Here is a 25,159-nt window from a genome sequence, read left to right as displayed (position 1 = left end):
TCCTTTCTCATGCGGGAAGCTCCGCTTCTGCAAAGTGACAGTTTACATAATGCCCGGGCTTGACCTCCCGCATGGAAGGCGCTTCTGTCCGGCACTGTTCCTGGCAAATGGGGCAGCGGGAACAGAATTTGCATCCGGTCTGGGCACTCATGGGGCTGGGTACATCACCGCTGAGCTTGATGCGCTCCCGTTCCCGGCTTTTCTGCGGGTCGGCAAAGGGAGCGGCAGACAGCAGCGCTTTGGTATAGGGGTGCAGGGGCTGCTCCATCAGCTCTTCAGAGGGCGCCAGTTCCATCAAAGCGCCCAGATACATCACCGCAATCCGGTCTGAAATGTGCGCCACCATACTGATGTCATGGGCAATGAAGAGGTAGGTGAGTCCCATTTCCTTCTGCAGGTCTTCGAAGAGGTTGACCACCTGGGCCTGAATGGAGACGTCCAGGGCGGAGATGGGCTCGTCGCAGATGATAAAACGGGGTCTGATGGCCAAAGCTCTGGCAATGCCAATACGCTGGCGCTGTCCACCGGAGAATTCATGGGGAAAACGGTTGGCATGTTCTTTGTTCAGGCCCACCAGTTCCAGCAGCTCAAAAATGCGTTTCTGCCGCGCCGCGCCCTTTTCCATATGATGGATTTCAAGCCCCTCTCCGATAATGTCCGCCACAGTCATGCGGGGATTGAGGCAGGCGTAGGGATCCTGGTAAATGATCTGTACATCTCTGGTAAAGGCCAGCCGGTCTTTTCCGGAAAGATGGGAGACCTCTCGGCCGTCAAAGCGGATAGAGCCTCCGGTAGGCTCATAGAGACCTACTAAGGTGCGCCCGAAGGTGCTTTTGCCGCAGCCGGATTCTCCCACCAGCCCCAGCGTTTCTCCTTGGGCAATGGAGAGGGAGACATTGTCTACTGCCTTCAGGTATGTTTTTCGGCCTGTCCTGAAATATTTTTTTAGGTCGTTGACTTCCAGGAGCATCAGTCTTCCCTCCCTGTGATTGGATTTTTGATTTTAGGCGCCAGCTGATGCCGGAGCCAGCAGCGCGTTTGATGGGTGTCGGAAAGCTGTGTGGTCTCCGGCATTTGTTCCCGGCAGACGGCCATTGCATAGTCGCAGCGATCCGCAAAGGGGCATCCCACAGGAGGGTCCAGAAGATCGGGCGGCGTTCCATCGATAGGGATGAGCCTCTCCTTCCCATTGACGCCGGGCTTCGGAATGGATTTCAGGAGGCCCCAGGTATAGGGATGGCGAGGGTTGTAGAAAATTTCCTCCACTGTACCGGACTCCACCACCATGCCGGCATACATGATTGTGACCCTGTCGGCGATATCGGCCACAACGCCCATATCGTGGGTGATGATGAGAATGGAGGTGCCCAGCTTTTCCCGCAGGGAGAGCAGCAGGTCCACAATTTGTGCCTGTATGGTCACGTCCAAAGCGGTGGTGGGCTCGTCGGCGATCAGGAGTTCAGGATGGCAAACCAGCGCCATAGCAATCATCGCACGCTGCCGCATACCGCCGGAAAATTCATGGGGATATTGCTTCATGCGCTCCACAGGGTTGGAGATGCCCACCAGTTCCAGCATCTCCACGGAACGGGCGAAGGCTTCCTTTTTACTCACTTTTTCATGGCGGCGTATCGCCTCGATGATCTGAGTTCCCACCTGCTTCGTAGGGTCCAGGGAGGTCATGGGATCCTGAAAGATCATCCCGATTTTACTGCCCCGCAGTTTGCGGATTTCCTTGATCGGCAGGCTTGTCAGGTCTGTGCCCTGGAAGAGGATGCTGCCGCCGTCAATACTGCAGGGTGGGGAGGGGTTCAGACGGATGATAGTCTGAGCGGTAACGCTTTTTCCGCAGCCGGATTCCCCGACTACCGCTACAATTTCCCCCTTCTCCAGTGAGAGGTCCACGCCGCGGACGGCCTGCACCTTTCCGGCATAGGTTGCAAAGGAGACATGCAGATCGTCAATTTTCAGCAATGCTTCACTCATGGAATGTTCTCCTTTATCTTCTCAGTTTGGGGTCCAGCGCATCCCGCAGCCCATCTCCCAGCAGGTTGAAGCCCAGCATGGTCAGGGACAGAAGCAGTGCGGGGAACAGAATCTGGTAGGGCATCAGCTGCAGGACACGGGCGCCCTCGTTGGCAAGCGTGCCCCAGCTGGCCAGAGGCACAGGCACGCCCAGGCTCAGATAGCTCAGGGTTGCCTCGGTGAAAATGGCGCTGGGAATGGAAAAAGTCAGTTCGATGATGATGGGGCCCATGGTATTGGGGATTAAGTGCTTACGGATGATCCGTCCTCCGCCGGCGCCCAAGGTGCGGGCAGCCATCACGTATTCGCTCTGCTTGAGCTGTAGCACCTGGCCCCGCACGATTCTGGCCATAGACCCCCAGCCGGTGATGGAAATGGCTATGATAATGGTATGAAGTCCCGGCCCCATGACCACCATCAGCAGGATGACCCAAAGCAGGTCAGGCACCGAGTAAATGATCTCAACCAAACGCATCATCACCATGTCCACACGGCCGCCGAAATAGCCGGAAATACCACCGTACACAATGCCGATCAACACGTTGACCATAGTGGAAACAAAGGCGATAAACAGGGAGACCTGCGCGCCGGACCAGCAGCGTACAAAGAGGTCGCGGCCCAGGCTGTCGGTACCGAACCAGTGTTCAGCGCTGGGCCATTGGTTGACGGCAAACATATCCTGGGAGCTGTAGTCATATTGGGAAAACAGAGGGGCGAAAATAGCCATCAGCAGGATTAACGCCAGCAGAATCAGGGAAGAGATGGCGATCTTGTTCTGCTTCAGCCTGCGCCAGGCATCCTTGAAATAGGTGGTGGTAGGGCGGGTGATACGGTTTGCGTTGTCCGGGTTTTTCCCCACAGGGAGGAACAGTTCCTGAGTTAATTCTTTCATCAGAGCTTCCTCCTTTCCTCAGTCCAGCTTGACGCGGGGATCCACGATGACATACAGGATATCCACCACGAAGGTGACGGCGACTAGAATCATGGCATAGAAGGCGGTCATGCCCAGGATAACGGTATAATCGCTGTCCTTCACGGCGTTGACCAGGTATTTTCCCATGCCGGGAATGTTGAATATGTTTTCGATGACAAAGGAACCCACCAGGGTGCCCGCTACCATGACGCCTGCCACCGTAATGATGGGGGTGATGGCATTGCGGATGGTGTGACGCCGTATGACCTGCCCTTCGGTGAGGCCCTTGGCCCGGGCCGTTTTGATGTAGTCCTGACTGAGCACGTCCAGCATGCTGGTGCGCATCATCCGGGCGATGTAGGCGATCATCCGGAGACCAAGCGCCAGAGTGGGCAAGATCAGGAAGACCGGCGCACCCCAGCCCGCCACAGGAGCCCACTGCAGCTTGGCGCCAAAGATGTATTGGAAAATGCTGGCAAACACAAAGGAAGGCACCGAGACGCCGAGGATAGACAGGATGATAACCGCATAGTCCGGCAGCCTTCCGCGGTTAATGCCCGCTATGATCCCGAACAGAATACCAATCCCAATGCCAATAAGGCAGGCGGCTGCGCCCAGTGTCATGGAAACCGGAAAGCCCTGGGCAATCAGGCTGTTCACCGTGCGGTTCTGATATTTCAGGGAGACGCCGAAATCGCCCCGGACCAGATTGGACATATAGATGCCGTACTGCTCAATAAGAGGTTTGTCGAGGCCGTATTTGGCGTTCAGATTGGCCATGATCTCCGGCTGGATACGCTTTTCATCGGCAAAGGGATTGCCGGGAATGGCATGCATGAGCACGAAGGTCATGGTGATAATGACCCAGAGCGTCACAACTGCCATCAGAAGCCGCTTGAGGGTGTATTTGACCATGGAAAGCTCTCCCTTCTATCTGAGGTTTTCCGGATTCAGCGCCTGCAGCGCGTCCGGAACGAAACGTCCATCCTTCCGGATGGCCACGCCGTCAAAATAGATTTCGCCGCCGCCCCATTCGGGCGTTTGAATGAGAACCAGATCCCAGTGAACCTTGGAACGGTTCCCGTTTTCGCAGCCCTCCACACAGTTTCCTGGGGTGAAGTGCAGGCTGCCCATAATCTTTTCGTCGAAAAGGGTCTCGTTCATAGGCTTGAGCACATAGGGGTTGACGCCGATTGCGAACTCTCCGATATAGCGGGCTCCCTCGTCTGTGTCCAGAATGGCGTTGAGACGTTCTGTGTTGTTGGCCGTGGCTTTTACGATTTTTCCGTTCTCAAATTCCAACCGGATGTTCTCAAAGCTGAAGCCGTCCACCAGGGAAGGGGTATTGTAAGTGATGAAGCCGTTGACGGAGTCGATGACCGGGGCGGAATAGACCTCACCGTCGGGAATGTTGCACAGGCCGTCACATTTTACGCCGCCGATTCCCTTGATGGAGAAGGTGAGGTCGGTATCCTTGGCGGTGATGCGGACTTTATCCGTACGGTCCATCAGCTCTTTGAGGGGATCCATCGCTTTGGACATGCGTGCATAGTCCAGCGTGCACACGTCAAAGTAAAAATCCGTAAACTGCGCGGTGGACATCTGGGCGGCCTGGGCCATGGCCGGGGTAGGATACCGGAGCACCACCCAGCGGGTTCCGGGCACCCGGTCTTCCATCAGCAGCTTGTAATCGTACCGGTTGTTGTAGCATTCCACCTGGGCCAGGGGGACGCCGTTTTCCTCATAGGCGTTTTCCGGCAGGCGGATGCCGATATAGCAGTCCATCTCATGCATACGGTCGGCTTCCAGGCGGTAGAGCAGGTCCATCTGCTCCCCGGTGCAGCCGTTCATGATTTCCCTTTCCAGATAGGGGTATTTGATGCTCAGAAAGGGGAGCCCGCCTGCAGCGTAGACCTCTTTGATGAGATCCGCGGTAAAGGGAAGGTCCGCGCCCCTGGTCTCAATCAGTACCTTTTCTCCGGGTTTTACCTTCAGCGAATAGGTGACAAGCGTATGAGCCAGCTTGCCGGCTCTCTGGTCCTGATCCATGTTCCATACCTCCACAATAAGAAATAAGTTGTCGTATCTCTGATCGAAGCACAGCCCTTTCTGGGGGAAGGAGAGCGTTCCTTAGTGGGAAATCCCTTTTTTTCGTCCCAGTTCCAGCAGGGCATGGCGGATTCTTTCCACTGCAGCATAGACACGCTGGTCATCCCGGAAACAGCCGTGGACGATGCGGAGATGTCCCGCACCCAATGTCCCATAAGGAGTGCCGTCGTTGACGAACACTTTGGCGTGCTCCAGCAGATAGGCCGCTACCTCCGGGGCAGTTCCCAGGGCACTTACGTCGATCCAGGTGAGAAAAGCGCTTTCCGGCAGGCTCAGCCTGACGCCGGGAATACCGCTGAGCAGTTCGAACACTCTCTTCCTGCGGCGGTCAAAGATCTCATTATACTCCTGGATAAAATCCGGATTGCGGAAAGCTTCCACAGCTGCCGCCTGAAACGCCGTGTTGGTGGCGCCGATCACGTTGACTGCGCAGCCGAAGAGAACGTCCATAATTCGGTCGTCCGCAACGAGATAGCCCACCCGAAGGCCGCTGAGCCCCATTCCCTTGGAGACGGAGAACACAGAGACGGTACGTTCCCACATCCCGGGAAGAGAGGCCATACTCACCATTTCCCGCCCGTCGAAAACGCTGTCTTCAAAGGCCTGATCTACTACCAGAATCAAGTCGCGCTCTACGATGAATTCCGCAAGGGCAGTGAGCTGGCTGCGGGTGAAAACAGTGCCGGTGGGGTTGTTCGGATTGGTCAGAAGCACCATTTTCGTTCTGGGCGTTGCCTTTTCCCGGAAGGCTTCCAAATCCAAAGCAAAGTTTTCCGACTCCAGAAGAGGCACGGAAACAGCCCTTGCCCCTAACAGCTGGGGATTGAGGAAATTGCTGGGATAGCTGGGATCCGGCACCAAAACCTCATCCCCCGGGCAAAGAAAGGGCATCATGGCGAACAGGAGCCCGGAATCGGAACCCGGGGTGATTAGGATATTGCGTTCCGGATCTACCTGAAAGCCGTTAAAACGGCGGAGTTTTTCTGCAATAGCCGCTTTGAGTTCGCTGCTGCCGATGGGGGTGGTGTAATGTACTGCCTTTCCTTCCTGAATCTGTTCCAGCGCTTTCTGCCTTACGTGTTCCGGCATGACGGCGTCCGGCATAAAAGGATCTGCCCAGCTGAGCATGTCTACGCCCCGCTTCTGCATCTCATCGGCCACATTGCCTACGTCTGCTTTGGAGACGGCGGAAAAGAGACCGCCCTGCAGGCAGCGGAACCCTGGGTTCATTTTTTGTTTTACATCGTACACAAAAAGCCCTCGCTTCCTGATAGTAAATCGGTCTGGATGCGCCTGTCAGATGGCGATGATGGTCCTGCGGCCGTCGTCCATAAAATGGGTTTCACCGCCGGTGAAGGCAATCGTTTCCTCCAGCATAAAGCAGACATCCTGGGAATCCCATTCCGGTACCTGCTCAGTCACATTCAGCTCCAGCGCATAACAGGTGTCGTCATGCATGATTTCTTCGCCGTGGCCGGGGACAAAGCCCTGGTTGTCGTACATGCCGATACTGGGGCCTGCACCATGGCCGTAGACGCCGATGGGATGGCTGTACAGCATGGGGCGAAGCCCTTCAGCCTTTGCCTGGGCAACCGCATTGGCGAAAATCTGGTTTCCGGTGAGACCTGTTTGAAACGCGCTGCGGACAATGTCCTGAAAACGGTTGCCCTTGGCAAAGCCTGCCAGTATCCCTGCGGGGATTTCAGTTTCCCCTTTGCGGAGCACATAGCCCAGACGCTGGGAATCGGTATGGAGCTCGCCCAGATAGGTAAGGCCCATGTCGGTATGCAGCAGATCGCCCTCTTCGATGACAACTCCGCTCATCCGTTCCTCGCTGCCGCCTCTGCGCTGCAGGTCCACGTCCGGAGAGAACCAGGCATCCAGCCCCATATCGTTGATGCGCTGCATGATAAACCACTCCACATCGGTGGTAGTGGTGACGCCGGGCTGGATCACATCCCGGGAGTAAGCCTCCCGCAGGACGTCCATGGCAATGCGGTAGGCGGAAGGATAGAGTTCCAGTTCCTTTGGGGTGCGGGTTTCCAGCCAGCGGATGGCAATCCGGTCGTCAGCCGCCATTTTTCCGTCCAGTACAGGGACGAGCTGATCCCATAGATATTTTGTCATCCCGTCAGCCTGGGCGCAGTCTTCCGAGATGTTCACCGCCACGTGTTCCGGCGAACGTTCCTCCACGGCGCGGCGGATGGCCTCAAACTGGCTTTCCTGTTTTGGATCATAGGCCTGCTTGTAGAAGGGGAAGAGCCGGGGATCGGGGCGGGAAAGACTCAGCGCCTCATAGTTTCCCCGAGCGTCCAGCGAGAACAGAAAGCAGCTGGTGCGGGAAGCGTTTTTGACCAGCATGGGAGTGAGCGTTTTGAAGACCGGATCCTCCGCATATTCCCGGCAGATCACCAGCCACATATCGACACCGCATTCCCGCATCAGGCGGGGCATCAGGTTCTGAATGCGGTCCAGCAGAATTTCATCAAAAATACGATACTGTTCGCGAATGGGGAGAATGTCCTTTTCTTTGGAAAGAAGCTGCATAATGTTGATCATCCTTTCTCACCGGTTCCGGATTTGGGCCGGCTTCTGCTGTACACCTTAGGCCTTGCAGGCGATGGCTTCGATTTCAATCATTGCCTTTTTGGGAAGAGCCGCCACCTGAATGGCAGAGCGGGCGGGAAGCACTTCGCCGGAAAAGTATTCGGCATAGATACCGTTGACCGTTGCAAAGTCCTCCATATTGCTGAGAAATACGGTGGTTTTCACCACATCGTCGAGGCTGCAGCCGGCAGCGGCCAGCACAGCTTTCAAATTGTCGAAAGCCTTTCTCGCCTGAAGCTCGATTTTGGCTTCCACCAATTCTCCGGTAGAAGGCTCCACAGGGATGGCGCCGGATGCAAATACCAGATTTCCAGCTTCTACTGCCTGGGAATAGGGACCGATCGCTGCAGGGGCGTTATTTGTCTCAATCTTTTTTTTCATCATTTTCTGTTCCTCCGTAATTTCCATAGTGAAAAGGAAAAGGGCGCTGAAAACGCTCGAAAACGCAAGTTCCCGTAACGTTTACAGCACCCTTGCTGTTTGTGATAGAAGTATAGCACGTTTAAGAATAAAGTGTCAATAATTTATCTGCCTAAAGTGTAAAATCGGGAATTTACCACATAAATTGCGGAAAATTGTCGATTATTTTACAAAATATGGTGAGATAATTCCGGCGAAAATTGAGAAAAAATACTCAATCTCATGAAGAAAATTCAAACTTCCTTCAGATACCGGTAGATGGTTTTTTCGGAAACTCCCAGCCTTTTTGCAACTTCGCTGACTTGTCCCTTCAATTCGAAAACGCCGTATTCCTGCAGCTGACGGGCGATCCGCCGCTTCACTTCCGTGGGGCAGCGCTCCGGCGCATGGGCGCCGGCAAACTGGGCGCATACGGCGTTTATTTTTTCCACAGCAGAGCTTCCCAACAAAAAGGTTTCCCTGCTTCCCTGGCCCAGGAGGGCAGGATCCAGAATCAGTACCTGATCCAGAATCTTCCTGGCTTCCAGAATGCTGCTGATATCAATATTGACGCAGAGAAGGCCCGCAAGTTCCTTTCCATCCCGAATGAAATAGGTAGAGGAACGGAAAATCTGCTCCGGCGAGCCGCCCACATAATTCACCACAAACGGATCGGTCAGATACCGGCGGCTTTCCACCAGCTCCACGGCGTAGTCGGTCATGCCGTCTCCCAGAGATCTGCCGGTCAGTGTGGGCTGGGTGATGTAGATAACGGAGTGAAGAGGGTCGCGGACGTCGTGGATCAGCGCCTCGCAGCCGTCGCCGTTCATGCGGGCTATAAAATCTGCCAGAGGGGCGTAGCTTAACAGCAATTCTCTTCTCTGCATCTCATTTTCCGCCTTTCGCTTTTTTATGGACCGCACCTATCTGGCATACCAATCCGGCGAGCAAGAACGCACAGGCGCTGACAAGCAGCGGCAGACGCGGGAAAATTCCGTAAAAAAATCCGGCGGTTAATGAACCCGCAATCATACCCATCGCCCGCACGGAGGAAAATACTCCGGAAATCTGTCCGTTTCCCTCTTTTCCCTCCCGGATGATCAGGGCCTGCTGCAGGGGCAGGTACATGGAGCTGAAAACATAGAAGAGCATATTCAGGGCGATAAAAGGGGCAATTTGGGACAGGGCAAGAGAAGAAAGCAGCGTGAATCCGCTGAGCGCGAGGATGATGGCCAATGGGCCCCGGCAGTTTTCCCGGCGCTGGATGCGCAGGCCCAGGGTGAAATTGACAATGAGGCCGATGAGTCCTACCACGGCATAAATCAGGCCGTTATAGGAGGGGGGAAACCTGAATTGATCCTTAATATAATAATTGAAAGAATTGTCATAGGAGGTGGTTGCAAAGCAGGAGGCAAACACCACAAACAGGAATACGCAGACCCTGGGCGTGAGCAGCCCGCGGGCTTCCAGGAATGCAGAAAAGGGGTTTGCCGCCCTTTTCAGGGCCAGCGGCTGCTTTTGATAGGCGGGGCCGTCCCGGAGCAGCAGGCCGATTCCGGCGGCCACCGTGCAGAGGATGGCAATCTGAGCGAGAAAGGTGCCATGAACGGAGAGATCGCCGATGACGCCGCCCACCAGGTATCCGGCCGCAGTGCCTGCAGAAGTGACGGCGGCGCAGACAGACATATTGCGTCCCAGCTGGCCGGCTGGAGAGACGTCTGCAATGTAGGCCATAAAGTTTACCGTGGTGCCTGCGGCAAACAGGCCGGACAGCATTCGTGCCAACAAGATGGTAGGCACCGAACCGGACAGCAGGAAGGCAAGCTGCCCCACCGCATAGCCCAGCGTGGAGAAGACCAGTACCCGCACTCTGCCCACACTGTCGCCCATACGGCCCCAGAACGGACAGAACAGGAATTGTGTGACCGCCATAGCCGCAAAGGCAGCGCCGAACAGGTAAGTGGGCATGGAAAGATCCTTGAAAAAGGTAGGGGTGACGGGATGCACCATGTTGGAAGCCATAAGCTGGAAGAACATCAGAACCAAAACAATGGGGATGGAGGCTCGTCGTTTCATTGCAGATTTGTACCGCCCTTCTGGAATGTGGAGTCAAAAATTTCCTGAAATCGACTCACAGGATACCATGCCGCATCTGAACTGTCAAGGCTGGCCGTCCAGAAAGCCATACCTTGAAAATCCAGGTACGGCGCCGACAGTTTTTTGGGGGGAGAAACCTTCTTTTTTACCCGTCAGCCGCATGAGGAAAAACCGGAGATTCAATTGTGTTTTCGGGCAGTCTATGCTAAAATAGAACCCGTTCGGCCACTGGCTTTCTGCCGTTTTTTCCCTTGTCCGGCTGTCTGTGCCGCTTGGAGGGCGCCGCCGGTTTGGTTCGGCGGGATGTGGGGGAAGCCGTGGTCTTGAGAAAGGAAGAGTGGTTATTGCAGTGGAACAGACGGAAAAAATGATAGCGCAGCTGGCGCAGGAACTCAAGGTGCGGCCGGAGCATGCGGCTGCCGTGGTACAGCTTTTGGACGAGGGAAACACAGTGCCATTTATTGCACGTTACCGGAAAGAGCAGCATGGAACGATGGACGATCAGACCATACGCATGCTGTCGGACCGGCTCAATTATCTGCGGGGTCTGGAGAACAGACGGGCCGAGGTGAAAAATTCTATCGAGGAACAGGGAAAACTGACTCCGGAACTTGCAGGAGCCATCGATGCGGCTTCCACACTGGCTGAAGTGGACGACCTCTACCGGCCTTACCGGCCCAAAAGGCGGACCAGGGCCAGCATTGCGCGGGACAAGGGGCTGGAGCCTCTGGCGGAGCTGCTGTTTTCCGGAAAGGCGGACAGCAGTGACCCGCTGGTTTTGGCAGCGCGCTTTACAGATCCGGACAAAGGAGTGGAGACGCCGGAAGAGGCGCTTGCCGGCGCCCGGGATATTTTGGCGGAGAACCTGTCCGACGATGCGGACATTCGGAAACGGCTGCGGCTGCAGATGCAGAAAAACGGGACGCTGCGCTCTGAAGCCGCTACCGAAGAAGATACGGTATACCGGCTTTATTATGAATATGAAGAGCCCATCCGGCGGCTGCAAAGCCATCGGGTGCTGGCCATTAACCGCGGGGAAAAGGAGGGAATCCTGAAGGTTTCTGTTCAGGCAGGCGATGCGGAGGCCGTGTCCCTGGTTCTGCGCTGTGCAGTGAGGCCGGGGCATCCCTTTGCTGCCCTGCTGCAGGAGGTAGCTGAGGACGCCTGGGACAGGCTGATTTTCCCCTCGCTGGAGCGGGAAATCCGCAGCGACTTGACGGATGCCGCCAATGAGCAGGCAATTCGCACCTTTGCGCTGAACCTCCGCCCATTGCTGATGCAGCCTCCCGTCAAAAACCGGGTGACCCTGGGCTTTGACCCAGCCTACCGGACAGGCTGCAAGCTGGCGGTGGTGGACGGAACCGGCCGGGTGCTGGAAACGGGCGTCATCTACCCCACAAAGCCTCACAACAAAACAGAGGAATCCAAAAAGGTGCTGCGCCGTCTCTGCGACAGCCACGGCGTCACCTGTATCGCCATCGGCAACGGTACGGCCTCCCGCGAATCTGAGGTTTTTGTGGCCGATTTTCTCAGGGAATACGGGAAAGAGGTTTCCTATATGGTGGTCAGCGAGGCAGGGGCCTCCGTCTATTCCGCCTCCAAGCTGGGAGCGGAAGAATTCCCGGACTTTGACGTGTCTCTGCGTTCGGCGGTCTCCATTGCCCGGCGGCTTCAGGATCCGCTGGCAGAGCTTGTGAAGATAGACCCCAAGGCCATCGGCGTGGGTCAGTATCAGCATGATATGCCCCAGGCCAGGCTTTCTGAAACCCTGGACGGCGTGGTGGAGGACTGCGTGAATGCCGTGGGGGTGGATTTGAACACAGCGTCGCCCTCCCTTTTGCGCCGGGTGGCCGGCGTCAGCCCCACTGTGGCGAAAAACGTGACGGCTTACCGGGAAGAAAACGGATGCTTCCACAGCAGGAAGGAGCTTTTGAAGGTTTCAAAGCTGGGACCCAAGGCCTTCGAGCAGTGCGCGGGTTTTCTGCGTGTCCCGGAGAGTGAAAATGTGCTGGACCGCACGGCGGTGCATCCGGAATCCTACCGGGCGGCGGAAAAGCTTCTGTCCCTGTGCGGGTATACGCTTGCGGATGTGGGGCGCCTCTCCGAACTGAACCAGAGGATGAAGGAATTTGGAGAACAGAAAGCCGCGGAAGCCTGCGGCGTGGGCCTGCCCACCCTGCGGGATATTGCGGCGGAGCTGCAGAAACCCGGCAGAGACCCGCGGGATGAACTGCCCCCTCCGCTGCTGCGTACAGATGTGATGGATATGAACGACCTGAAGCCCGGCATGCAGCTGACCGGCACTGTACGCAATGTGGTGGATTTCGGCGCGTTTGTCGATATTGGCGTCCACCAGGACGGGCTTGTGCATGTCTCTCAGATTACAGACCGCTTTATCCGGCATCCCTCCGAGGTTTTGACGGTGGGGGATGTGGTAGAAGTGACTGTGCTGGAAGTGGATGTGCAGAAAAAGCGGATTTCCCTCACCATGAAAAAGCAGAAGCCGGGCGGCGCTGCGTCAAAAGCCGGCTGACTGGATAGCGTGAGTGCAAAAACACAATAAAATTGCGTTATTTTTCTGTCAAACTCTTGTATTCTGGGGGAAAATGCATTAGAATAAGACAAGATTGATAAATCCCTATTAAAATTTTCAGGAGGTTATCATTTATGTCTGTAAAAGTTGCAATCAACGGTTTTGGCCGTATCGGCCGCCTGGCTTTCCGCCAGATGTTCGGCGCCGAGGGCTATGAGATCGTCGCAATCAACGATTTGACCAGCCCCAAAATGCTGGCTCATCTGCTGAAGTACGATTCCGCCCAGGGCCGCTATGCTCTGTGCGACAAGGTCACCGCCGGTGAGGATTCCATCACTGTCGATGGCGAGACCATCAAGATCTATGCGGAGAAAGACGCCAAGAATCTGCCCTGGGGCGAGATCGGCGTAGACGTAGTTCTGGAATGCACCGGTTTCTACACCTCTAAGGATAAGAGCCAGGCTCATATTGATGCCGGCGCTAAGAAGGTTGTTATTTCCGCACCCGCGGGCAACGACCTGAAGACCATTGTGTACAGCGTGAATGAGAAGACCCTGTCCAAGGACGACGCCATCATCTCCGCTGCTTCCTGCACCACCAACTGCCTGGCCCCCATGGCCAATACGCTGAATAACTATGCTCCCATCCAGAGCGGTATCATGACCACGGTTCATGCCTATACCGGCGACCAGATGGTTCTGGACGGCCCGCACCGCAAGGGCGACCTGCGTCGTGCCCGTGCTGCGGCTGTGAACATTGTTCCTAACTCCACCGGCGCTGCCAAGGCAATCGGCCTGGTGATTCCCGAGCTGAACGGCAAGCTGATCGGCTCTGCTCAGCGTGTTCCCGTTCCCACCGGCTCCACCACCATTCTGGTTGCGGTTGTCAAGGGCGAGAACGTTACCAAGGAAGGCATCAACGCTGCGATGAAGGCTGCTTCTTCCGAGTCTTTCGGCTACACCGAAGAAGAGCTGGTTTCCTCCGACGTGATCGGCATCACTTACGGTTCTCTGTTTGATGCTACCCAGACCATGGTCACCGAAATCGGCGACGGCCTCTATCAGGTTCAGGTTGTTTCCTGGTATGACAACGAGAACAGCTACACCAGCCAGATGGTTCGCACCATTAAGTATTTTGCAGAAATCTAAGGATTCCTAAAATCCCAAAAAATCCCGCAAGCTTTTCTTGCGGGATTTTTTATTAATTTTTATAGACGGAAAGAAATTATGGCAGCACATGTTGAAGTTGTTCTTTATGAAAGCAGGTGATTAGCATATGGACCAAATAATATTTGAACTTACCAAAATGAATATAGACTATAAGTCCATCAATATATTACAAGAAAAAGATGGCGTTATAGTTGCACGCATTAACTGTGAAAACAAATCATATGTAATGAAGCTTTTTCAAAGGCGTGAGTTTCGCAGAGAAATTGGTAATTACAAAATTCTCTCGTCATTAAATATTCCCACGTTAAATTTTATTTCTTCCACGGATAAAGCCCTGTTGATAGAAGATGTTTGTAGTAACAATACATATAGGTTAGGGATAGAAAAAGATTTGGACGATGCAGAAATCGCCACACTGATAGCCAAATGGTATAAGCTGTTGCACCACAGAGGATATGAATATATAGAAGAAAATAGTTGTGTGCCGCTCTATGATGAGAATGATCTCTTAACATTTGAGAATATAGAGAAAATCAAATTAGAAACCAATTCATCGGAGCTTCCCGTTTGGAAATTGATAGAAAGCAATTTTGACATAATCGAAAAACTTCTGAACAAAGCCAAACGAACCTTAACATATAATGATTTCTACTATACAAATCTGATAGTTGCGCAAAATCGTACATCAGCAATGATGCTCGATTACAATCTGCTTGGAAAAGGGTATGCTTATGCAGATATAAGAAATGTGTGTTTTTCACTGTCCGAGGTGGCAAAAAAAGCCTTTCTTGAGGAATATGGTAAGTTTGACATCTCAGAAATGATCATAGATAATGTGGTTTCTATTCTTACTACATTGCACTTCGCCTGTCAGAAGACTCTATTCCCCTCTTGGGCAAATTATGCATTAAAGGAACTCCACACGGGTTTCATTGATAAGGTTAACAGATTACTTTATCTTGAAAAATAAGCTTTTGATTCTCAAAATAACAGAGCCAAGCGTATACAATCCAGTAGTAATACGGGACTTCTGATATTGAGCTTCGTCAGTACCAAAAATTATTTCCGCCTTTCTAGGCCATTCTCCTACCGCCAATTACCGTTTCAGCTGCATCGACAACGCACCGTTTTATGAGGCGAGATGTAACTGCCCATCCCTTGACGGGGGAAACGTGGTCAAGAACCTTGGGCAGCTGAACATGGTGATATTGGACAATGTGACAGAGATGTGGGACTGGGTTTTTGCAGACAGCTTTCCCGAAACGGCAGCGCCGTGCTCTCAGCAAGCGAAAGAGGGGATTGCCATTGTATGGCCGGAAAATGCCGTGGAAGTGTTGAAGAAGGGGGAAATATTCAGCTGCCGCCGTCATCGGAAGACCGGATCCGTGCTGGAAATCCCTAATGGGTTTCTCCACGAGGGGCCGGAGGGGGTTCAAAGCGGCGACATCACAGACAGCCGGCTTGCCGTGGAACAGGGAGAGGTTCTGGGTGTGGCGCTGAGGGAAAAGGACCGCTGGCTAATCAGAAAGGGCAGCGCCCTCGGCTGGCTCTTCCTCCAGTAAAATCCGGAGCATTCGCTGAGGATTTTCGAGAAAGCTCTTCGTAATCTGATAATGTTCAGTATCTTCATAAGCGACCGGCCGGATGGGGCCGTCGCTCAGCAGCAGGATTTCAGCGTCAGGGTAAGTCATAAGGATGGGAGAGTGGGTGGCGATAAGCAGCTGAGAATTCTTTTTCACCAGCCGGTGGATTTCGGAAAGCAGGGTCAGCTGCCGGGCAGGGGAGAGCGCGGCTTCCGGTTCATCCAGAAGATACAGGCCATTTCCCCAAAAGCGGTTGAGCACCAGGGCCAGGAAACTTTCTCCATGGGATTGCTGGTGCAGCGACTTCCCGCCAAAATTCTGCAGGTAGCTTTTGTCCGGACTGCTGCCATAGAGGTTGTTTTTTGACAGTCTGTCCACCTCGCTTGCCGCGTTATAAAAGCTTTCGGCCCGGAGGAAAAAGCCGTCTTTCGGGCGGTAGGGCCCTTTGTAGAGGCAGAGCAGCTGAGAAAGCGCGGAATGGGTATCTTCAGTGGAAAAGTGAAAGTTGCGGGAGCCGCCTTCCGGATTGAAGCCGAAGGCTACTGCCACAGCCTCCAGCAGGGTGGATTTGCCGCTGCCGTTTTCCCCAACCAGGAACGTGACAGGACAGTTCAAATCCAGCCTGCTAAGCCCTGAGATTGCCGGTATTTTCCGGAGATACGCGTCCTGCTCCGGCAGAGGCGCGTTTGTTTTAACTATGCTGTTGATAAACATGATTTTTATTCTCCCCGGCTGCTTTCTTCCTCTTTGGAGAGGATGTCCCCACACCATTGGAGCAGCAGCGTGTAGGCGTCGGCTGTCTCCTTGTCAGAGAATCCGGCAGTCCTTTCGGGTTCCAGGGAGAGGGAGAGCAGCGCTTTCTCCCGGCTGTCCAGGCAGGGGAAAAGATCTTTTTTAGCGGCCCGGTAAACGCCGTCCTTCAAAAGGGAGCAGAAACGCAGGCAGAAGAAGGCCTGTTTTCCCAACGCAGACAAGGCGGTTTTCGGATTCTCGTGATAGAGGTAAGTGTGGCAGGCGGCGTGATACAGGTTGGAAACGCCGATCTGCAGGGCCTCCCGCAGGCTGTCGGCAGTCAGCGCCGGAATCCAATCAAGAAGATTTCCCCACACGGACTTGGTGTCCAGCAGAAGGCCGTATAAGTCGAACTTGGGCCAATGATACAGTTCCCTTGTTCCGCAGAGAAATCCGCAGGCCAGCTCCCCGTGGGGCATTTCACGGACCAGCAGGCGGTATCGATCCAGGTCATCCGTGTCCACATGGTCCAGCACGGTCACGATATCAATATCGCTTTGGGGAGCGGCTTCTCCGCGCCCATAGCTGCCCTGATATCCTAAAAATTTCAATCGAGTGCCAAACGCTTCCTTCAGTTTTTCGGCAAACGTTTCGCTCCAAAGATCGATTTGCAGCATCATTTATTTTCTCCTCCCCTGATTCCTGGGCGTTTCGGGATTTAAAGCAGGTGATCTTCCAGCCATTGAGCAACCCCATCTTCCCTGTTGGAGGGACAGACCCCGTCTGCAGCGGCTTTCACCGCAGGCAGGGCGTTTTCCACGGCGATGCCTGTGCCGCAGGCATGCAGCAGGGAGAGATCGTTCCAATCGTCGCCGAAGCCCACGGCTTGAGAGGCGGAGAGCCCCAGGCGCTGCCACAACGCCTCCAGCGCTTTTCCCTTGTCCACATCTTTAGGCTGAATCATGGCAATCCGGTTTTCCGAGACTACTACGGAAAGGCTTTCCGGTACCATTCGTTCCAGAACGGCAGCTTCCTCCGGCGCGGATAACGCCACGATCCATTTTTCTGAAGGCCTGTCCGGCAAAGAGGCATAATCGGTTAAAAGGTAGGGGGCACCGGGCCAAATATCGGTGGCCCGGAAATTGGCGTAGAGATCGCCGCCGATTTCCGCCGCCAGCTGTATGCCGGGAAACTCAGCCAGAAGGCGCCGTATCAGTTCAGCGGTCAGAGCGGGTTCGATTCCCTGTTCCCAGACAATTTCATTGTTGAGAATTGCCACAGCTCCGTTGTGGCAGATCGCTCCGTCGTATTCCAGGCCTGGAATCGCGCTTTCCAATGCCCGGGGAGGCCGTGCTGTAACAGCAAAAAACAGGATGCCTGCGGTCCTGCAGCGTTTCAGTACAGAGCGCGTATAGGAGGAGAGAGTCCTGTCATCACGCAGCAATGTACCGTCCAGGTCGCTGGCAATCAATCTGATTTGCTGTTCCATATTCATTCCTCCTTCTGTCTTGTGGGTTATCATAGCACAAACAGCAAGTGGGAGCAAGCTTTTCGCTCGTTCATGGGCTTTAAGGACAGGGCAGCGTCCGGCAGAAACAGCCGGTAAGAGAAACACCGCGCAGTGTTTCAACGCTGCGCGGTGTACTCGAAAAATCACATTTTCCTAATGAAGGGGTAATTGGCGGGGATTATTTCTTCCGAATTGGAATCCAAATTTCTGAATGATAGTTTTCATCCTGTACTCCTCTGGGGTATTTGTCTGCCGCGTCATACATTTCCACACAATAGCCTGCCGCAAATTCATATTCTTTCAATGCCGGAAGCCATTCTGAAAAGATTTTTGTATTCACATCTTGAAGTGCCGTTGGCAGCGGTCCGTCGCAGGAAAAAACAGCCCAGGTAAAAGCAGGAATCGTCCGGGTCACGAAGCCCTCTGTAATTTCCGTGTTGGGGTTATACAAGTCTGCAATCAGATATTCGAAGCTGTCATTGCCCATCTGTTCATCTATATTGATTCCGAACATCCCCCCGACATATTTTCCATGTCCTTTTGCATAATGCTCCTGCCAAAACATAGGGATTTCCTGCTTGCAATTTTCATATTCGAATTTTTTGGACGCACCAAGCACTGTAAAGCTTTCCTTGTCAATAATTTTGTAGTTCATGAGATAACCGCCTTTCAATAAAATTTCTAATTTCAGCGGTGCAAAAGTCTTTATTGTGACATCATTCTTCCGCACCATAGCAGGCGATACACCATGAAATCTTGTGAACGCTTTTGTGAAGCTGTCAGGAGAATCATAGCCATATTTCATCGCAATATCAATGATTTTCATATCTGTTGCGGCAAGGGCTCCGCCGGCGAGAGCCAACCTGCGGTTTCGGATATACTCCGTCACAGAATAACCGCAAAGCATGCTGAATCCCTTTTGAAAGTAAAAAGAAGAGATATGCACATGGTTTGCAACATCCTCTGCGGTGATGTCGTCGGTAATATGCTGCTCTATAAAGCTGATTGCGCTCTGTATGGCATCTGTCCATTCCATTCGTACCGCCTCCTGCTGTAAGGACAGTATAACTCATCAAATAAAAGCCTGCCCGATTTCCCTTGCTTTGTTTTGTCTGCTGATCAGCTTCTGATTTTTTTCTCCATAATCTCATAAACCAGTTTGGCGCCGTTCTCCAGCTCATGAACTCCATGTCCTACAGTTTTATACCCTCTATGCTCATACAAGCACACAGCGGGTAGAGATGCGTCTAAGACAGCGGTATCGTATTTTCTGGAAATTTCGTTTTCCAAACAATTCATAATGTGCGAGCCGAAGCCCCGCTTTTGGAAAGAAGGCAGCACGTATACGCCTGTAATATGGTTCTGATCAAAGCAGCCGGTTCCAACGATCACATTGCCTTCCATCAATACGCCCATGTTACCAGACGCGATGCCCTTCAAAACATGTTCTTTACTGTGATGTCTGCAAAAGAAATCCACTACTTCCTTCGGATAATACTTGGGATAAATTGTTTTAATAGCTGTATGTAAAACATGGTAAATTTCGTTTGCCATATCGGATGATGCAATTACATATTTCATACCGTTCCTCCACTTAAGCGTTCTTTGCTCTGGATTTCACTAGAAACGTATTCGTCCGCATTCAATTTGTTTGACATTTTCCTATGCCGATATTAGAATGAAAACAACGAAGTCTCTATACCTGCAGGGAAAGAACTGCAGTGTTTCTTTTCCAAGTCCGACAGGAGATTCCATAGGCCCGCAGACGAAGGAGAAAAATATAATGTTTGATATTGCCGTGATAGGTGCTGGACCGGCCGGGGCCACCTTTGCAAGGCTGATGGCCGGGCAGGGTCTGAAGATCCTGCTGCTGGACGGCCAGGAGGAACACAATTCAAAGCCCTGCGGCGGCCTCCTGGCGCCGGACGCCCAAAAGGCTCTGGCGCATTTTGATTTGGTTCTGCCCAAAAGCATTTTGGTGGATCCACAGATTTTTTCTGTCAAAACCATCGATGTGGCCCGCAGAAAAATCCGTTATTATTCCAGGCATTACCTGAATATCGACCGCTATGCCTTTGACCGCTGGCTGGTTTCTCTGGTACCCGGCACGGTGGAAAAGCGGAAGGGAAGGTGCCTGAAGCTGGAACGGGAAAGCGAAGGCTTTCGGCTGCTGGTCAGCGGGGAAGGAAAAAAGGATTGGATACAGGCCCGGCAGCTGGTGGGCGCAGACGGCGCGAATTCCCTGGTGAGAAAAAATTTTTTTGACCATCCGGTCAAGCACTATGTTGCGATACAGCAATGGTACCGCAACAGCGGCGCAGATGCTCCGTTCTATTCCTGCGTCTTTGATGAAGAGACGAGCGAGAGCTGCTCCTGGTCAATCTGCAAGGACGGGAGTTTCATATTCGGCGGCTGTTTTGCCCCTGAGGGCTGCCGTGAGGCCTTCGAACGGCAGAAAAAGCGGCTGGCCAACTATCTTGGTTTTGATTTTTCGCGATGCATAAAAACCGAGGCCTGCCTGGCGCTGCGTCCCAGAAGGCTTCGAGATTTTCAGACTGGGAAGGACGGGGTCTACCTGATTGGGGAGGCAGCCGGTTTTATCAGCCCAAGCTCTTTTGAGGGAATCAGCAGCGCTATTCTCAGCGGCAGCATGTTGGCAGAGGCTTTTCTGGAGGGTGGAACCGCCGAGAGGACAGCGGCCCGGTACCGCAGAAAGACTGCCCATCTGCGGGTAAAACTGGCCCTGAAGATGGGGAAGCGGTGGTTTATGTACACGCCGTTGGTACGCAGTTGGATCATGAGAACCGGAATCGGCAGTATAGACGTCTGGCCGTCAGGTACGGAAGCAGGGCAATGAGGAATTACATTCCCGGAGCGGACGGCCTTTTTTCTTGATTTCTCAAATCGTGGGGGAGGAGAACGCGGCGTCTGCCCAACTGGGATCCTTCAGCAGGGCCCGTCCCACGCCGATGAGATCTGCAGCTTTTTCTGCAAGCAGCTTTTCTGCCTGTTCAGGCGTTGTGACGCCTCCGGTAAGGAGTACAGGAATCTGAACGGCTTGCTTGATTTGAGCGGTCATATCTCGGAAGTATCCGGGTTCGCGGCTGTCTGAAACCATATAGCCAAAGAGGCCGCCGGAAATGTCCAGCAGGTCCGCGCCTGCTTTTTCCAGAGCGATACAGGCGGAGACGCTGTCCGCAATGCTGCTGCCGCCCTCCTTATAGTCGCACCCGCCCAGCCGGACGGCGATGGGATACTCTTCTCCCACTGCGCCGCGGACGGCTTTGAGCGTTTCCAGAAGAAAGCGGATCCGGCTATCCAACGTCTGGCCCCCATAAACATCCGTGCGGCGGTTGGTGAGTGGAGAGTAAAATTGATTCAGCAGGTAGCCGTGCGCGGCATGAAGCTCCACGCCGTCGAAGCCTGCCTGTTTGGCGCGCAGGGCGGCTTTCCTGAATTTGTCGGCAAGACCGGCGATGCCATCAGGGGAGAGCTCCTGAAATTCAGATTCAAAGGCGCCTTCCAGGGGGCCTGCGCCTGCAGAGGGGCCCACGGCAGGGCAATCGTTTTTAGAGGCCTTGCTCCCTGCATGATTCAGCTGCACAAAAACAGGAGTATGATTCCGATGGAGGGTTTCCGCCAGGCGGGCCAGCCCCGGGAGCAAGGAATCCTCCGCTACAGAAAGCTGTCCGGCGCTGGCACGGCCTTCCGGGCTGATGAAAGCGTGCTCGGTGATGACAAGGCCGATGTTTCCCCCGTGGGTTCTTTCTTCATAGTAGCTGCAGAGGGATGATGTGACGGAACCGTCCTGCCCGGAACGGGCCGAGGCCATGGGAGGCATGACCAACCGGTTTTTGAGCTCCAGATTTTTCACGAAAATGGATTGAGTAAGATGCTGCATAACAGAAACTCCCTTCAGTTTGGAATAAAAATTTGACAGATGCGGGGGAGAACAGTTTGCCTTCCGGCAGCGCCTGGCGTATGGCAATGGAAACCCCGGCATGAGAAAAGAAAGCTCCCCGCTGCGTACCGTGTTTTGGTATGCGGCAGGGAGCGGCTTTTTTGCAGAGTCAAAAAACAAAGCTGTCTTATTCGTGGCGCAGCGCGTCAATGGGATTCAAATTGGCGGCTTTCACCGAGGGCAGCAGCCCGAAGATGATGCCGATGATCATGGAAAACAGCACCGACAAAAAGATAAAGGGGATGCTGATGGATACAGGCGCCTTTGTCAGCGTGGAGATCAGCTCGGAGAGGCCTATCCCCGCGCCCACGCCGATTAAGCCTCCCAAACTGGTAAGCACGGCGGCTTCTGTGAGAAACTGCCAGAGAATTCGTCTCTTTTTGGCGCCGATGGCCTTTTTCAGGCCGATTTCCCGTGTCCGTTCCGTCACGGACACCAGCATGATGTTCATCACGCCGATACCGCCTACAAGCAGGGAAATACTGGCGATCCAAATGAGCTGCTGGTTGGTTGCGTTGCTTAGATCCTGCAGGTCTTTGGCTTTCTGCAGGGTATCCTCACCCTTATAGACAATACTCCCATTCGTGTTCGTGGCATTCATCAGGTCTGCAACACTTTTCCCCACAGTGGACATGGCTTCTGTGCTTGCGGCGCGTACCGCGGCTTCCTGAGGCTCGTCGTAGGAAAAGAACATGGGCCAAATACTGTTGGGGAGGAAAACTTTGCCCGCAGAATTGGACTGGGCATAGGTGAAATAGTCTTCCAGAGTATTGATGACGGGTTCAAATTTGGAATCCTCCTCCACAACGCCGATGACCACCAGCGCGATGGAATCGTATTCAATAGTTTTCCCTATCGGTTCTTCTCCTTGGAACAGCAGCTTGGCCGTATTGCTGTCGATGACGGCAACGGGCCGGAAATCCTGAAAGTCCTTGGGAACAAAGCTTCTGCCCCGTTTTACCTTATAGCCGCAGGTGGAGAAATACGTGTTGTCAATCCCGTAAACTTCACAGCCGGAAAGTTCTGTATTCCCGTAATAAAAGGAATTGTTGTAGTTCTGCCGGCGGTTGTAAACAGAGGCTCCCTCCACATCGGGAAGCTCCAGAATCTGGCTGTAGGTTTCATCGGAAAGGGTGGGAATCCCGTCGGGAATTCCTTCATAGGTGGGGTCGTATACATAATCGGCGTCCTGTTGGTAGAGCTGGATGCGCACCACATTGTTACCGGAACCGATCAGGTTTTGCTTGATCTGTTCGTTGGTACCCTTGATGGTAGAAACGATGGAAATGATGGAGGCAATCCCGATGATGATGCCCAGCATGGTCAGCACGGAACGGAGTTTGTGGGACCAGATACCCTGAAAGGACAGCCGTATGTTTTCAATCAAGGATTACACCCCCTCCGTTTTCTGTTTTGAAGTATATGCCGCCATCGGCGCCGCCGATGACGGTGCCGCCGCCACCATTAGCGTCTGTAGAGGGCGCTTCACCTTCAGTTCCCGATTCATCAGGAAGGGAACTGGAGTTGTCCGCGGATTCCAGACTGGAGGTGCCGCTTTCCGGCGTGCCGGAGGAACTGTTTTCGCCGAAGGGATTAAACTCCTCCTCTCCCGAATCCTGCAGCTTCACGCGGCTGCCTACCAGAACGTCGGTACTGGGGAAAGCCAGGTAATCTTCCAGCGTCACCCCCGCCTTGATCTCATAGTATTCCCCGCCGTAGATGCTCTTGCCTGTTTCCACATACTGCTTGAGCAGCCGGTTGTCCGGGCCCACCTTATAGACGTAGGTGCCGCTTTCGTCATCCTTCAGATAGGGCTTCCAGAGATAGAGGGCGTCGGAGTTTTCCTCGCTGCTCTTCACATTCATAGTGAGGTCGAGGTACATCCCGTTTCTCAGACCCTCGCCGCTGTCAAGCACAGCGGTAAATTCATAGGAGGAGCTGTTGGGATTTCCGGAGCCGCCGTAATAGTAGTTGTTTCCGGCATCCAGGGGATAGTCGGAGATGCTGACAATTTGAGCGTTATACATCTGGCCGGTTTCCCAGGAGTTGGCGGTGATGCTGTCCCCGGCTCTCAGGCTGCCCAAAAGGTTCTCGCTGATCACGCCGTTGACATAATATTTGTCGTCCCCAGATACCACCAGGAAGGGAGCGTTGTTGGCAAAAGCTGTATCCAGGTCGGTCAGCGTTTTGACAACGCCGTCCACATTGCTGAGTACCGTGGAGTTTTCCAGGGCAAGATTTGCACGGTCCAGATCCAGCTTGGCCTGCTTGCGCTGCAGCTGAAGCTCCTTGATCTCCTGCTTCTTTTCAGCAATCAGTTTGTTCAGTTCTGCCGCAGTGTAGCCCATGGAATCGTAGTCGTCCTTGTCTTCAGTGTCCGTGTTGGTTTTTGGAGCGTCGAAAAGGTCGGCCACGGAATCCAGGGAATTGGAACCGGTAATAGTATCGGAAATTTGGAATCCGGCGGAGAGCTTTGTACCATCCAATTGAAAGGCGGAGAGGAGGTCGCCGTAATTGGAGTCCGCCTCGCGCACCTCAAAAATGGCGGCAAAGGGGGAGACAAGCTTGGAACTGGGTTCCGGAGTGGGGAAGACATCTTCTTCGCCCTCCGATTCCTCCTCAGAGGAAGGCTCGCTTTCTGCGTCTGAGCTGCCGTCGTCCGGTGAGGGAGAGGGAGTCGGTGTGGGCTCCGGTTCCGGTGTGGTTCCGGTGCCCAACAGCCAGAGAAGAAAATCGGAGGTCATGGTGCAGTCGTCCGTGCACAAGAAGATATAAGGGTCATCGGAAGTTCCGGTGCCCGCATAAGGGATGGAATCCAAATCCAGGCGGCTGTATAGAGTTACGTCCGCGGGAGGGATGGTGGGCTCCGGCTTCACAGTAGGCTTGGCGGTGGGAATGGGAACTGTAGTGGGTTTCGAGGAAGGGGCGGGCTTGGTATTCTGCAGTTTTTTCAGCTGCTTTTGAGCGGTATCGATTTTCAGGTCAGCCTCTTTGACAGCCAGCTCTTTGGACTCGACGTCCAATTCCAGCTTGGTTTTATCGTATTGAAGCAGTTTATCTCCAATTGCTACCGTACTGCCCTCCTGCACGAAAATTTCACTGATGATTTTATCGTTGGAGGGATACAGCTCCTGTACGTAATCGCTTGCGACCATGCCGGAGGAGTTGCTTTGATCCCCCCAATAGGTGGTGGAAATCTGGTTTACCGGCACTACTTCCGTGGTTTTGCGGTCATTCTGATATTGGACGGCGAGCCAGATTCCAACGGCGGCCACAGCGGCTGCAAAAATGGATACAGAGATGATAATAAGCTTGTTTCTGGTCTTTTTATTCATAGTCATGCTTTATCCCTCTCACGGTTGGAAGCAGGCGTTGTACCGCCCCTTTTGCCGGATCCTGGCTCGAGGCCGGAAAGCTCGGTGCGGATAGGAGTATGAAAACTACCCTGCGGCCTGTGGGTTTCCTTTTCGGACGGAGACGAAACAGAGTTCTGTTTCGCCGGCTCCTTCTCCCAGGTGCTG

At 53.7% G+C, this 25,159-nt stretch carries 23 protein-coding genes; 5 read left to right on the top strand and 18 right to left on the bottom strand.

Going from position 1 to position 25,159, the window contains the following annotated elements:
• Window positions 1-7 precede the first annotated feature (7 nt).
• From BN3911_RS13845 to BN3911_RS13800, 10 genes are all read right to left on the bottom strand, one after another.
• On the bottom strand, window positions 8-970 hold the full coding sequence (locus BN3911_RS13845; protein WP_066866637.1) for an ABC transporter ATP-binding protein: 963 nt from the start codon (window positions 968-970) through the stop codon (window positions 8-10).
• Window positions 970-1,986, bottom strand: coding sequence for an ABC transporter ATP-binding protein (locus tag BN3911_RS13840; RefSeq protein ID WP_066866635.1), 1,017 nt, complete (start codon window positions 1,984-1,986; stop codon window positions 970-972). Before BN3911_RS13840 ends, BN3911_RS13845 begins: the two co-directional genes overlap by 1 nt.
• Window positions 1,987-1,999: 13 nt before the next feature.
• A complete protein-coding gene (locus tag BN3911_RS13835; protein ID WP_066866633.1) occupies window positions 2,000-2,917 on the bottom strand; it encodes an ABC transporter permease in 918 nt (305 codons plus the stop codon).
• A gap of 18 nt (window positions 2,918-2,935) precedes the next feature.
• Window positions 2,936-3,853 (bottom strand): ABC transporter permease, encoded by a 918-nt coding sequence (locus BN3911_RS13830; RefSeq protein WP_066866631.1) that lies wholly within the window; start codon window positions 3,851-3,853, stop codon window positions 2,936-2,938.
• Between the two features lie 15 nt (window positions 3,854-3,868).
• Entirely contained in the window at window positions 3,869-4,987 is a 1,119-nt protein-coding gene (locus BN3911_RS13825; RefSeq protein ID WP_066866629.1) for an aminopeptidase, read from the bottom strand.
• Window positions 4,988-5,068: 81 nt separating this feature from the next.
• Entirely contained in the window at window positions 5,069-6,298 is a 1,230-nt protein-coding gene (locus tag BN3911_RS13820) for a pyridoxal phosphate-dependent aminotransferase (RefSeq protein ID WP_187127756.1), read from the bottom strand.
• Window positions 6,299-6,343: 45 nt separating this feature from the next.
• Window positions 6,344-7,606, bottom strand: coding sequence for a M24 family metallopeptidase (locus tag BN3911_RS13815; RefSeq protein WP_082942287.1), 1,263 nt, complete (start codon window positions 7,604-7,606; stop codon window positions 6,344-6,346).
• A gap of 45 nt (window positions 7,607-7,651) precedes the next feature.
• On the bottom strand, window positions 7,652-8,035 hold the full coding sequence (locus BN3911_RS13810) for a RidA family protein (protein WP_066867932.1): 384 nt from the start codon (window positions 8,033-8,035) through the stop codon (window positions 7,652-7,654).
• 272 nt (window positions 8,036-8,307) lie between these two features.
• Window positions 8,308-8,940: a helix-turn-helix transcriptional regulator gene (locus BN3911_RS13805; protein WP_066866625.1), complete on the bottom strand. Its 633-nt coding sequence runs from the start codon at window positions 8,938-8,940 to the stop codon at window positions 8,308-8,310.
• 1 nt (window position 8,941) lies between these two features.
• Window positions 8,942-10,129: an MFS transporter gene (locus tag BN3911_RS13800; RefSeq protein WP_066866623.1), complete on the bottom strand. Its 1,188-nt coding sequence runs from the start codon at window positions 10,127-10,129 to the stop codon at window positions 8,942-8,944.
• Between the two features lie 388 nt (window positions 10,130-10,517).
• Here BN3911_RS13800 and BN3911_RS13795 point away from each other — a divergent pair, with 388 nt between their 5' ends.
• From BN3911_RS13795 to BN3911_RS13780, 4 genes are all read left to right on the top strand, one after another.
• Window positions 10,518-12,683 carry a Tex family protein gene (locus tag BN3911_RS13795; RefSeq protein WP_066867929.1) on the top strand — a complete coding sequence of 722 codons (2,166 nt, stop codon included), beginning with the start codon at window positions 10,518-10,520 and terminating at the stop codon, window positions 12,681-12,683.
• 134 nt (window positions 12,684-12,817) lie between these two features.
• Window positions 12,818-13,831: a type I glyceraldehyde-3-phosphate dehydrogenase gene (gene gap / locus BN3911_RS13790; RefSeq protein WP_066866621.1), complete on the top strand. Its 1,014-nt coding sequence runs from the start codon at window positions 12,818-12,820 to the stop codon at window positions 13,829-13,831.
• 127 nt (window positions 13,832-13,958) lie between these two features.
• Window positions 13,959-14,822, top strand: coding sequence for a hypothetical protein (locus tag BN3911_RS13785; RefSeq protein ID WP_066866619.1), 864 nt, complete (start codon window positions 13,959-13,961; stop codon window positions 14,820-14,822).
• A 202-nt stretch (window positions 14,823-15,024) separates the two neighbouring features.
• Complete coding sequence (locus BN3911_RS13780) at window positions 15,025-15,414, top strand: hypothetical protein (RefSeq protein ID WP_066866617.1); 390 nt, start codon at window positions 15,025-15,027, stop codon at window positions 15,412-15,414.
• On the opposite strand, the gene BN3911_RS13775 is transcribed toward BN3911_RS13780, so the two are convergent.
• From BN3911_RS13775 to BN3911_RS13755, 5 genes are all read right to left on the bottom strand, one after another.
• On the bottom strand, window positions 15,370-16,149 hold the full coding sequence (locus BN3911_RS13775) for an AAA family ATPase (protein ID WP_066866615.1): 780 nt from the start codon (window positions 16,147-16,149) through the stop codon (window positions 15,370-15,372). The two genes, BN3911_RS13780 and BN3911_RS13775, sit on opposite strands and share 45 nt — an antisense overlap.
• 5 nt (window positions 16,150-16,154) lie before the next feature.
• Entirely contained in the window at window positions 16,155-16,847 is a 693-nt protein-coding gene (locus tag BN3911_RS13770; RefSeq protein WP_082942286.1) for a nucleotidyltransferase domain-containing protein, read from the bottom strand.
• A gap of 38 nt (window positions 16,848-16,885) precedes the next feature.
• Window positions 16,886-17,656, bottom strand: a complete 771-nt coding sequence (locus BN3911_RS13765; RefSeq protein ID WP_066866613.1) for a Cof-type HAD-IIB family hydrolase — start codon at window positions 17,654-17,656, stop codon at window positions 16,886-16,888.
• Window positions 17,657-17,855: 199 nt separating this feature from the next.
• Complete coding sequence (locus BN3911_RS13760) at window positions 17,856-18,713, bottom strand: AraC family transcriptional regulator (protein WP_066866612.1); 858 nt, start codon at window positions 18,711-18,713, stop codon at window positions 17,856-17,858.
• Between the two features lie 83 nt (window positions 18,714-18,796).
• Window positions 18,797-19,258 (bottom strand): GNAT family N-acetyltransferase, encoded by a 462-nt coding sequence (locus BN3911_RS13755; protein ID WP_066866610.1) that lies wholly within the window; start codon window positions 19,256-19,258, stop codon window positions 18,797-18,799.
• A 202-nt stretch (window positions 19,259-19,460) separates the two neighbouring features.
• On the opposite strand from BN3911_RS13755, the gene BN3911_RS13750 reads away from it, so the two are divergent.
• On the top strand, window positions 19,461-20,534 hold the full coding sequence (locus BN3911_RS13750; protein WP_066866608.1) for an FAD-binding protein: 1,074 nt from the start codon (window positions 19,461-19,463) through the stop codon (window positions 20,532-20,534).
• A gap of 42 nt (window positions 20,535-20,576) precedes the next feature.
• Here the strand turns inward: BN3911_RS13750 and BN3911_RS13745 are convergent, their stop codons facing one another.
• From BN3911_RS13745 to BN3911_RS13735, 3 genes are all read right to left on the bottom strand, one after another.
• A complete protein-coding gene (locus BN3911_RS13745) occupies window positions 20,577-21,578 on the bottom strand; it encodes an NADH:flavin oxidoreductase (protein ID WP_066867922.1) in 1,002 nt (333 codons plus the stop codon).
• A gap of 187 nt (window positions 21,579-21,765) precedes the next feature.
• Entirely contained in the window at window positions 21,766-23,025 is a 1,260-nt protein-coding gene (locus BN3911_RS13740; RefSeq protein ID WP_066866606.1) for an ABC transporter permease, read from the bottom strand.
• On the bottom strand, window positions 23,018-24,979 hold the full coding sequence (locus tag BN3911_RS13735) for a hypothetical protein (RefSeq protein WP_147578618.1): 1,962 nt from the start codon (window positions 24,977-24,979) through the stop codon (window positions 23,018-23,020). The genes BN3911_RS13740 and BN3911_RS13735 overlap by 8 nt, the downstream gene beginning before the upstream one ends.
• Between the last annotated feature and the right edge of the window lie 180 nt (window positions 24,980-25,159).

Origin of the sequence: Neglectibacter timonensis, from assembly GCF_900048895.1 — a bacterium.
Taxonomy (GTDB): Bacteria; Bacillota; Clostridia; order Oscillospirales; family Acutalibacteraceae; genus Acutalibacter; species Acutalibacter timonensis.
This window is presented reverse-complemented; position numbering and strand designations above follow the sequence as displayed.